This is a genomic window from Rhodococcus sp. C3V (genome assembly GCF_029269915.1).
Classification (GTDB): Bacteria; Actinomycetota; Actinomycetes; order Mycobacteriales; family Mycobacteriaceae; genus Rhodococcus_F; species Rhodococcus_F qingshengii.
On sequence record NZ_JARJBE010000002.1, the window covers coordinates 812,929 to 823,289 of the forward strand.

10 protein-coding genes are annotated in these 10,361 nt (G+C 60.6%); 9 read left to right on the forward strand and 1 reads right to left on the reverse strand.

Going from position 1 to position 10,361, the window contains the following annotated elements; all coding sequences use genetic code 11:
* Positions 1-131: 131 nt before the first annotated feature.
* From P3G66_RS08900 to P3G66_RS08920, 5 genes are all read left to right on the forward strand, one after another.
* On the forward strand, positions 132-608 hold the full coding sequence (locus P3G66_RS08900; RefSeq protein WP_003940943.1) for a hotdog fold domain-containing protein: 477 nt from the start codon (positions 132-134) through the stop codon (positions 606-608).
* Positions 609-693: 85 nt separating this feature from the next.
* Positions 694-1,218, forward strand: coding sequence for a chorismate mutase family protein (locus tag P3G66_RS08905; protein ID WP_042922406.1), 525 nt, complete (start codon positions 694-696; stop codon positions 1,216-1,218).
* Positions 1,215-3,299 (forward strand): aminodeoxychorismate synthase component I, encoded by a 2,085-nt coding sequence (gene pabB, locus P3G66_RS08910; protein ID WP_276116398.1) that lies wholly within the window; start codon positions 1,215-1,217, stop codon positions 3,297-3,299. Before P3G66_RS08905 ends, pabB begins: the two co-directional genes overlap by 4 nt.
* An 8-nt stretch (positions 3,300-3,307) precedes the next feature.
* Complete coding sequence (locus P3G66_RS08915) at positions 3,308-4,207, forward strand: prephenate dehydrogenase dimerization domain-containing protein (protein WP_064112334.1); 900 nt, start codon at positions 3,308-3,310, stop codon at positions 4,205-4,207.
* Between the two features lie 6 nt (positions 4,208-4,213).
* Positions 4,214-5,158 carry a diiron oxygenase gene (locus tag P3G66_RS08920; protein ID WP_054188115.1) on the forward strand — a complete coding sequence of 315 codons (945 nt, stop codon included), beginning with the start codon at positions 4,214-4,216 and terminating at the stop codon, positions 5,156-5,158.
* Between the two features lie 7 nt (positions 5,159-5,165).
* Here P3G66_RS08920 and P3G66_RS08925 read toward each other — a convergent pair whose 3' ends face one another.
* A complete protein-coding gene (locus P3G66_RS08925) occupies positions 5,166-6,020 on the reverse strand; it encodes a glycosyltransferase family 2 protein (protein WP_054188114.1) in 855 nt (284 codons plus the stop codon).
* A 434-nt stretch (positions 6,021-6,454) separates the two neighbouring features.
* Here P3G66_RS08925 and P3G66_RS08930 point away from each other — a divergent pair, with 434 nt between their 5' ends.
* The 4 genes from P3G66_RS08930 to P3G66_RS08945 all read left to right on the forward strand — a co-directional run bounded on the left by P3G66_RS08930 (position 6,455) and on the right by P3G66_RS08945 (position 10,339).
* Positions 6,455-7,435, forward strand: coding sequence for a daunorubicin/doxorubicin resistance ABC transporter ATP-binding protein DrrA (locus P3G66_RS08930; protein WP_054188113.1), 981 nt, complete (start codon positions 6,455-6,457; stop codon positions 7,433-7,435).
* On the forward strand, positions 7,432-8,295 hold the full coding sequence (locus P3G66_RS08935) for an ABC transporter permease (protein WP_054188112.1): 864 nt from the start codon (positions 7,432-7,434) through the stop codon (positions 8,293-8,295). Before P3G66_RS08930 ends, P3G66_RS08935 begins: the two co-directional genes overlap by 4 nt.
* Positions 8,295-9,149: an ABC transporter permease gene (locus tag P3G66_RS08940; RefSeq protein WP_054188169.1), complete on the forward strand. Its 855-nt coding sequence runs from the start codon at positions 8,295-8,297 to the stop codon at positions 9,147-9,149. The genes P3G66_RS08935 and P3G66_RS08940 overlap by 1 nt, the downstream gene beginning before the upstream one ends.
* A gap of 140 nt (positions 9,150-9,289) precedes the next feature.
* A complete protein-coding gene (locus P3G66_RS08945; protein WP_054188111.1) occupies positions 9,290-10,339 on the forward strand; it encodes an alpha/beta hydrolase family protein in 1,050 nt (349 codons plus the stop codon).
* Positions 10,340-10,361 lie beyond the last annotated feature (22 nt).

Below are 10,361 nucleotides of genomic sequence, written 5' to 3' on the forward strand. Positions count from 1 at the left end.
GCAATCGACCGCGTCCCGGACAAGGCAACCCGACCAGTATGCCGTACCTGGCCCAAATCCTCAACTCCCCCGAACTGCCTTTTCCGAGTGAGCTGCGCGACAACAACCTTACTCAGAAGTAAGATACGCCTATGACTACCTCCAGCCCTACCTATCGCGGATGGCAGAAATTGCCGGACAACGCCCTCGGACATGCAGTTTTCTCGGCGGCGATGTCCATTCGCGTGCCCTATTTCGCCTCTGTTCTCCCCCGGGTGACCAAGTTGGAACCAGGGCTCTGCGAGGTACGCTCCCCCAAATGGTGGGGCGTCCACAATCATCTCGGCACTTTCCACGCGATCGCTGCCTGCAACCTCGCGGAGGTCGCGATGGGCATGCTGAGCGAAGCGACGGTTCCGAACTCCCACCGCTGGATCCCCAAGTCGATGAAGGTCGACTACCTCGCCAAGGCCGAGACCGGCCTGCGGGCGGTCGCCCGACTCGAGACTTTGCCGGACTTCGCGGCGATCGAGAGTGGCACGGAACTTCTCGTTCCCATCTCGATCTTCGACCGGGGCGGCAAGGAAGTAGTCCACGCCGAAATCACCACCTGGGTCTCCCCCAAGTAGGCACTCACGAACCCGCCTGCATCGCAACCTGATTCGCCCGCCAAACAGGCTTCGCAGAATTAGGCACCACCGCAGGTTTCGGCGAATGACGATCGTGGAACACCTCCCCGAACGGCGATGGTCGGTCGGGGTGCCGGTGTCCGGAGGTGGGTTGCGTTCCGGGCACCACATTGTCGACCTCGCGTCACGCCGAGCACCGGGAGGCCTCGTGGAAGAGTTCTTGACCACAACGAGTTCCGAAGCAGGCACGCAGACCTCGTCGTATCCGGACGAGGCCGAGGGATTGGACAGCTTCCGGCGCGACCTCGACGCCATCGACGCTCTACTTCTCGAGACGGTGCGGCAGCGGCTGGAACTCTGCCTGCGCATCGGCGAGTGGAAGCGCTCCCGCGAGGTTCCGATGATGCAACCCGGCCGCGTGCGCGTCGTGCAGGAGCGGGCGCGTGAATTCGCTCGTAGACACGACCTCTCTCCTGACTTCTTCAACGCCCTGTACGAGCTGATGATTGCCGAGACCTGTCGACTCGAAGACCTGGTGATCAACGCACCTGTTGAGGAGGAGGACACTGTTCGGGAATCCGTCGGACCGAGATCAGGATCATCGACATGAGTTCCCGCACCCTTCTGGTGGACAATTACGACTCGTTCACCTACAACCTGTTCACCCTGTTGACCGAGGTCAACGGGGTTGTGCCGATCGTGGTCCGCAACGACGCGGATTGGGATTCCCTCGATCTCGCGTCGTACGACAACGTGGTCATCTCCCCAGGTCCCGGCCGGCCGGATCGCGACCGTGATTTCGGAATCAGCCGCCGTTTCATCGAAGAAGCGCCTCTCCCACTTCTCGGTGTCTGTCTCGGCCACCAGGGCCTGTGCGAGTTGTTCGGCGCGGACGTGGTGGTTGCGCCCGTACCGATGCACGGCCGAATTTCGCTGATCGATCACGACGGCTCGGGCATTTTTGCCGGACTTCCGTCGCCGTTCCGAGCTGTTCGCTACCACTCGTTGACCGTCGAGAATCTGCCGAACGCCTTCGTTCGTACCGCGTGGACGTCCGACGGTCTGCTCATGGGTGTCCGGCACCGGACCAAGCCGATGTGGGGAGTTCAGTTCCATCCGGAGTCCATCAGCACCGAGTTCGGCATAGATTTGCTCGCGAACTTCCGCGATCTGTCCGTCGGACGCACTCTGGATTCGGTGATCCGACCCGAACCTGTTCCGCAAACACCCGACCTGCGGCCGGCGATCAACTACGACGTCGACGACGTGATTCTCGATTTTGCAGTGGACCCGTCGGCGGCCTATGCAGCACTGTTCGCCGACGGCCCGAACGCGTTCTGGCTGGACCGCGCGGCAACCGCAGAGCCGAGTGCGCGCTTTTCGATTCTCGGCGATTCGTCGGGGCCGCTGGCTGAGTTCATCACGTACGACGTGCAAGCCGAGGTACTGACTGTCAGCCGAAAAGGCTTGTCCGACGAGCACATTCGAGTTCCGTTCTTCGATTACTTGGACGCACAACTCGCGACGCGCTTCGTGCCCTCCCATCCGGAACTCGACTTCAACCTCGGCTACGTGGGCTACCTCGGCTACGAACTGAAAGCACAGACCGGAGGAAGGGCAGTCCATCCGGCACCCACTCCTGATGCTGCTCTGGTGTTTGCCGACCGCGCCGTCGTCATCGATCACACCGCGGGCCGCACTCACGTTTTGAGGTTGCGCGAGAAAGTCCGCGACGCCGGCTATGACGATTGGCTCGAATCGACCGTCGACACTTTGGCGCGGATCGGCGCGGACCTTCCGGAACGCACCCCGGTTCCGCTGATCAGCGACACCGTCTGGACGCAGGCTCGCCTTCGGCATGATCGCGATCAGTACCTGTCGTTGATCGGAACGGCCCTCTCGGAGATCCGGGCGGGTGAGTCCTACGAGGTGTGTCTGACCAACATGGCGAGCGTCGACGAAACGATCGATGCACAGCAGGCGTTCGAGTATCTGCGCTCGATCAATCCGACGCCGTACAGCGCACTTCTCGACTTCACCGGTATCTCGGTGGTCTCGGCCTCGCCTGAGCGGTTCCTTCGTGTCGACTCGGCCGGCAACGTCGAGTCCAAGCCGATCAAAGGGACCCGCCCGCGCGGCGTCACCCGAGCGCGTGATGCTGCCCTACGGCAGGACCTGCTCGACAGCGAGAAGGACCGCGCCGAGAACCTGATGATCGTGGACCTCACCCGCAACGACCTCACCAAGGTCTGCGTTCCGGGAAGTGTCCACGTTCCGAGGCTGTTCGCGATCGAGTCGTACTCGTCCGTTCACCAAATGGTGTCGACGGTGCGCGGACACCTGAGTCCGGGGTCGTCGGCGGTGGACTGTGTGCGTGCCGCGTTCCCCGGTGGATCGATGACCGGCGCCCCGAAGGTACGGACGATGGAGATCATCGACCGTCTCGAATCAGGCCCACGTGGGGTCTACTCGGGATCGATCGGGTACTTCGCGCTCGGTGGCGCCGCGGACCTCTCGATCGTGATCCGGTCGCTGGTCTGCACCGAGAGCGGCGTGACCTTCGGAATCGGCGGTGCCATCACAGCGTTGTCCGATCCGGAAGAAGAATTCGACGAGACCACGGTCAAGGCGTCCACGCTGCTCCGTGCGCTCGATGCGGTGTCCTCGCGGGTCCTCGAGTACGGCGGGTAGATCCAGCCATGACGGCGACATCAGGCACAGCGACGGTTGTCGGCGGGCTGGGTGCCGTCGGATCCATGTTCGTCGAACTGCTTCGCGCCGGGGGGTCGACCGTCACCGTCGTCGACCCAGCAGGCAGCGATCCCGACGGAGATGTAGTCGTCGGAGACATCACGAAACCCAGTGAGCAAGTCCTCGCGCACGTGGAGTCCTCGCGCATCATCGTGCTCGCGGTTCCCGAACAGGTCGCTCTAGCCGCACTACCGAGCCTTCGGACATCCGGCGCTCTCGTTGTGGACACGCTGTCGGTCAAATCGCGGATGGACGCAGCAATCGCCGACGCCGGCCGAGAAGGGGAGTTCCTCGGACTCAACCCCATGTTCCGTCCGTCGCTCGGGCCACGCGGTCGGGCCGTCATCGCAGTGCCGTACGTCGGCGGTCCGCAGTCCGACAGATTCCTCGACATCGTGCGCTCGTGGGGAGCGTCGGTCGCGGTGATGGACGCCGATCGTCACGACCGGTTGGCTGCGGCCACCCAGGTTCTGACACACGCGTCGGTGCTGGCTTTCGGCGTTGCCCTGGCCGAACTCGGAGTTTCCGCGGACGAACTCCTCGCGGTCGCCCCTCCCCCGCATCGGGCCTTGCTCGCGCTCCTGGCGCGTGTAGCCGGCGGCGAACCGGAGGTGTACTGGGACGTACAAGCGGGCAATCCGTACGCAGGTGCGACACGAAAAGCACTGTTCGATGCCACCGCACAGGTGGACAGGGCGGCCGAGACCCTCGGCGACTTCACGACGCTGATGAAAACCGCCGACGCAGCGCTCGACAATCGCTCAGGCGAATTGAACGCGGAGTGCCAGAGCTTGTTCGATCGCATTTCCGAAGGGCACGGAGAGATCGCCGAAGGGCACAGAGAGTAGGGCACGATGAGACCTGGAGTGAGTCCGCCCAGCCTCCCGGAGTACGACGCCTCCGATCCGGTCGAGAGTGCAATCGTCCGCCGCCTTGCGAGCAATTGGGCGCGCCGGGCAACCGTGAAGAAGGCGGAACCGGAACTGGACGATCTCTTCGATTCGTCGCTGTCCGACTACCCCGAAGCACTTCTCCCGTTCGCGGAGCATCCGACCTACCTGGCATTGAGCCCCGAGCAGAAGCAACGCCTGCAAGCCTGGGCATGGATCGCGTTCAACAAGAACGTCATGGACATCGAGAAGTACGTCGTCAATCCCGGCTTCGACGTTCTCGCCGAAGACCGACTCGGCGTCGGTCTCGGAGATTGGGCTGCAGTGGCGGTCAATCAGGCGATGGTCGACGAGCAATATCACACGCTCATGCACTTCAATGCCAGTTCAGCGACCCGTCGAGGCAGGGGCTGGGGGCTGCCGGCGAAGGCACTGCCAGACGTCCTGACGGTCCGCACGCGGGCGCAAGCTCTCGACGCAGCCGAGGGGCCTCGCAAGATTGCCCTGACACAGTTGGCGTTCATGACCGTCGCCGAGGTGTCGATCACCGCATACCTCGACCTGATCTCGGACGACCCGGGCGTGCAGTCGATCAACCGCGCGACCATTCGGTTGCACGCTCGCGACGAGTACTGCCATGCCTCGATTGCCGGGGAACTGGCGGTACTGGTCTGGGATTCCTTGAATCGTGGAGATCGCAGCTATCTACTGGAAGGCTTCGAGGGCGCCATGCGCGCTTTCAGCGGGACCGACTTCGGCGCGTGGCGAGCAATCATGGAGATCGAAGCCGTAACCGGCGGACAGAAGATGCTCGACGACATCGAATCGGGACGGCGCAACAACCTGTTCGTCCAGGACTTCAGCGGTATCGAGAGGTTGTACAAGACCTTGAATCTGGACAGGATGTAGCCGACTCTCACGAATCCACGGGCATAGTGCGGGCTCCGGAACCTGACAGCAGTTTCCGCCATGACAACCGATCGGTTTGCCGGTCGTACATTCGGTACGCCGGCCACAACAGAGCATGCAGAATTGACGTCTTGAGAATCATCAAACGAAGTCGTGTAGTCATAGCCTGGTGATACTCGAGCGTTGTCACCGAAGCCTTGTTGTATGACAGAAACTCGATGGGTCCAGTCTCTCCCCTACGACCGGAGATTTCGCTGCGCATGTCCAGGTCAGTGCCGAACTGCATCCCTGCCTTCATCAGGCACAGCGACAGATCCACGTCTTCGTGAATGTCGGTGCGATCACTGACCTTGTCGCGGATCGAGCGCCACGACGTCGCCCGAATCGCCATATTCGAACCAGTCAGTGCGTGCGCCGGTTTGATTCCGTGGAAATCGCCACGGGCCTCGGCTTTGTTCACCGCTGCTCGTTGAAGACCCGAAAACGGTGACTCGTAAAACAACGAGAAACCGGTAACGGCATCAAGATCATGAGAAGCGAAGGAACTTCGAACCGCTCGCGCCCACCCTGGTGCGACACGCGAATCCGCATCGACCCTGCCGATGAATTCACCCACTGCGATGTCGAACCCGGCATTACGTGCATGAACAACGCCCTGACGCGGTTCTACAAGATATCGAATTCGAGAATCCCGCTGCTCGAAAGAACGCGCGATTTCAGGGGTGCGATCGGTGGAATTGTTGTCGACAACTATTATCTCGAGGATCTCGTCCCCTTGACAAGCGAGGGACTCCAAACACCCGGCGATGTAGTCCTCCTCGTTGTACACGGGAACCACCACTGACAACGTGCCGATATCCATGAGCAGTAGGTTACCTCGCCAGAGGGAGTCGACTTGATGATCGAGTCAGGGGTGCCCGTCGATCGAGTACGAACTCGTAGTATTCGACGAGCATTCAGGACGCGCGAACACGGTTCACACCTGTCGGCGACCCGAAATCAGGCCCGGTATCGGACACTGTGCGATATCGCACATTCCCGTCGGTCGGCCTGACCGCGGCTTATCGCCAAGCTGCACATTTGCATCGATCCCCACCGCGCGAAGGCCGGAACGAGGTTGTCCCTCCGGTAACATCCACTGTGCATCCGGAGATAGACGTACAAGGTTCCCGCAACCACTGGGGTCCTTACCAGTGACTCCGGCTCGGGCTACGGCTTGCTCGAGAAAGGACAGTGCCGAGAGGCCCTGTCCAAGCACAGCTCGGCCCGAACACCCATGTAGACAGCGGAGAATTGATGCCCTTATCGACGGACGCGGCGGTAGTCGTGGAGGACGTTCACAAGTCCTTCAAGGATGTGCACGCATTGCGTGGCATCAACTTCCAAGCTCCCAAGGGCACAGTGCTCGGCATCCTTGGACCCAACGGCGCAGGTAAGACCACCACCGTCAAGGTTCTGTCCACGTTGATTCGGCCTGACCGCGGCGTCGCAATGGTTGCCGGATACGACGTCGCTCGCAACCCAGCCGACGTTCGCCGTTCGATCATGATGACTGGCCAGTTCGCCGCACTCGACGACGCACTCACCGGACGCGAGAACATCGAACTGTTCGCTCGCCTGATGGGCCTCGATCGCGCATCCGCCAGGCAACGCGCCGTGGACCTTCTCGAGGAATTCGATCTCGTGGAAGCTGGGGGGCGAGCCGTTGCAGGCTACTCCGGCGGCATGCGACGACGCATCGACATTGCGTGTGGATTGGTAGTGAGGCCAGAAGTCGTATTTCTCGACGAGCCGACGACTGGACTGGACCCCCGCAGCCGCCAGAGCGTGTGGAACCTCGTGCAGACTTTGAAGGAGCAAGGCATCACGGTTCTGCTGACCACTCAGTACCTCGAGGAAGCTGACCTCCTCAGCGACAACATCATTGTCATCGACAAAGGATCTGTCATCGCGGAAGGGACGGCCAACGAATTGAAGGCACGAACCGGCGCCAGCTTCTGCGAAATCGTTCCCGCCGAGGCAAGCTTGCTGGGGCCAGCAGCCAACGCGTTGGGTAATTTGGTTCCGCCGGACTTCCGCTTCGATCTGGCAGTCGAGAACGGCCGAATTGCAATTCCCGCACCCCGTGGTTCTGCGACCCTTGCAGAAGCTCTGCGGCGTCTCGATCACGCACGGATACCACTCGCGGACATCGCCCTGCGCAGGCCTTCACTTGACGACGTGTTCCTGTCGTTGACGGGGCAGTCGCGTCCGAGCGAAACAAGCGATGCGACGTGACCACGACGACGAAATACGCAACTCAAGATCTTGCCTTGAAACAGGTAGGTCAACGGTCCATCACGGTGCCGAATGCAGCTCGGATCGGACGCCATCGTCGTCCGCAGCCATCCGCGGTCACACAGTGGTGGACCCTTACCGGCCGTACCGTTCGCGCAATGATTCGCCGGCACGAATTGCTAGTCGCAATCGTCGCGCCATTGATCTTCACGGTCGGCTTTTACCTGCCCCTCAAGTTCGTAATGCAGCTGCAGGGAATCAATTACGCACAGTTCCTGATGCCGATCATCGTCTTGCAGGCGATGGCCTTCACTTCGATCTCAGCGGCGCAGATGTCGGCGACCGAACGCATCACTGGCTTCAGCAGTCGGATGCAAACCATGCCGGTTTTCGGCCCGGTTCCACTGTTTTCGCGGATGAGTAGTGGATTCCTCCGATCCGTCGTCTCCCTGACGGCAGCAGTGATCTACGGATACGCGATCGGATTTCGCTTCGTCGGTGGTCTGTCACAGGCCATGCTCTTCTGCGTGATCGCGTTGACTTTCAGTACGTGTTTGTCGCTCGGCGGTGATGCAATCGGCTCGCTGTCGAAGAGCCCACAAGCAACCAGTCAGGCATTGACACTTCCCCAATTGATCCTCGGAATGCTCTCGTGTGGATTTGTTCCGGAGAGCGGATTCCCGGAATGGATCCGGCCGTTCGTACGCAATCAGCCCGTATCTCAGTTCTCCTACGCCATGCGGGACCTGGCTGCCGGCACCCTCACCCCGAATACGTTGGTGCCAGTTGCGGCTTGGTCGATCGGTTTGATAGCGGTATGCGGGCCACTCGCATACTGGGCAAGTACGAGGCGAGCGTGATGAGTTCTCTCGAGAAGCGTGAGGAGATACGCAGTGGGAGGGCGCTCGCGTTCCCTCTTCCCAACGCGGCACTACCCGAGAACTCGGCCAGCGCGCTCTGGACCCACAGCCTTATTCAGGCGAAGCGGCTTCTGATCAACTGGGCGCGCGATCCTTCAACGACTGTTCAGGCGCTCGTTTATCCCGCGTTGACCTTGATCATGTTTCGCGTTGTTCTGGGAAATTCCATCACAGCTGCCACCGGGCAGCCGAGTATCTATGGGACTGTCCCGCTCATCATTCTCGTGGGGGCGATGTTCGGTTCGATCGCCAGCGCAGTTGGCTTGCGGGGCGAGCGGAAGAGCGGTCTGCTCGGTCGATTCTGGACGCTGCCCGCACACCGAGCATCGGGCCTGGTGGGCCGGATGATCGCTGAAGCCGTTCGAGTTCTACTGACAACGATCGTCATCATCGGCGTTGGTTATGCCGTCGGCTTCCGGTTCACTCAGGGCCCGCTTGCGGCAGTGGCAATGATACTTCTACCCATCGCATTCGGCATTGGGTTCGCGGTGATGGTCACGGCTCTCGCCACGATGTCGGAAAATGTCCCGCTCGTCGAATTGGTTTCCATTGGGTGCACCCTGTTGATGTTCTTCAACAGTGGTTTTGTCCCGACAATGGCATATCCGGTCTGGCTTCAACCCGTAATTGCCGCACAACCGATGTCCGTCGCAGTCGACGCTATGCGCGGACTTTCGCTCGGAGGCCCGGTCCTGGTGCCAGTTCTGAAAATGCTTGCCTGGTCAGCGGGAATGATCGCTGTTTTTCTATATCCTGCGATTCGGGGTTACCGCCGGGCTGCGGAGACTTCATGACAGACGCATCCAGCGAGTGTGGCCTTATACCAGAATTTAAATATCTAAATACGGTAACAGTCCACAAACAATAACCGACTCAATTCTCTGAATGCGACAAGGTCGCAATCGACAATGAATCAACCGAAAGGTATGAGGTCTTGACGCGAAATTCTACGACCTGGCGACGCACCGTACAGATCGGTGCATTGGCCGTTGCCGGCTCACTGCTCACAGCCGGTCTCGCGCAGGCCACCCCCGCGCGCGTCGGTGGCGACTCATCCGAAACAGCGTCGACGGGCTCCTACATCAAATCCGTCGAGAAGGTCAATGACCGTCAGCTCGTCGTCAACGTCTATGCGGCGTCGATGGACAAGGACGTTCCGATTCAGGTGATCACCCCGGCCGACAACTCCGAACCTCGCCCGATCGTCTATCTGCTGAACGGTGCCGGCGGCGGAGAAGATGCCGCGACATGGGAACTACAAACTGATGTAGTCGATTTTTTCGCTGACAAGAACGTGAACGTCGCCACGCCTGTCGGTGGGCGTCTCTCCTACTACACCGACTGGGAGAAGGACGACCCCAAGGCCGGACGCAACAAGTGGTCGACCTTCCTGGGCAAAGAATTGCCCCCGTTGTTGAACGAAGAGCTGGGGAGCAACGGTAAGCAAGCCATCTCGGCCATCTCGATGTCCGGTACGTCGGTACTGAACTTGGCGATCGAGTACCCCGGTTTCTACAGTTCTGTTGCCGCTTACAGTGGCTGCGCACAGACCAGCGATCCCCTCGGACAAGCATTCGTCCGGACGACCACGGAATGGATCGGCGGCGTCGACGACATCACGAATATGTGGGGACCATTGGACGGACCGGGATGGGTCGAACACGATCCGCTCGTCAACGCAGAGAAGCTGCGTGGGACGCCCATCTACATGAGCACCGGAAACGGGCTTCCTGGAATTCCGAACGACACATTCCTCAACCCACGTCTGAGTGATGGTCGCGCATATACGGAGAACCAGATCATCATCGGCGGCCCGATCGAAGCAGCGACCAACCTTTGCACTTCGAACATGGCCAAGCGCCTGTATGAATTGAATATTCCGGCCGTTGTCGACTTCCAGCCGGTCGGGACCCACTCGTGGGGCTACTGGCAGGATCAGCTACACAAATCATGGCCGTTCATCGCCGGTTCGCTCGGAATCTGAGACAACCGCAGGAACATTCTCA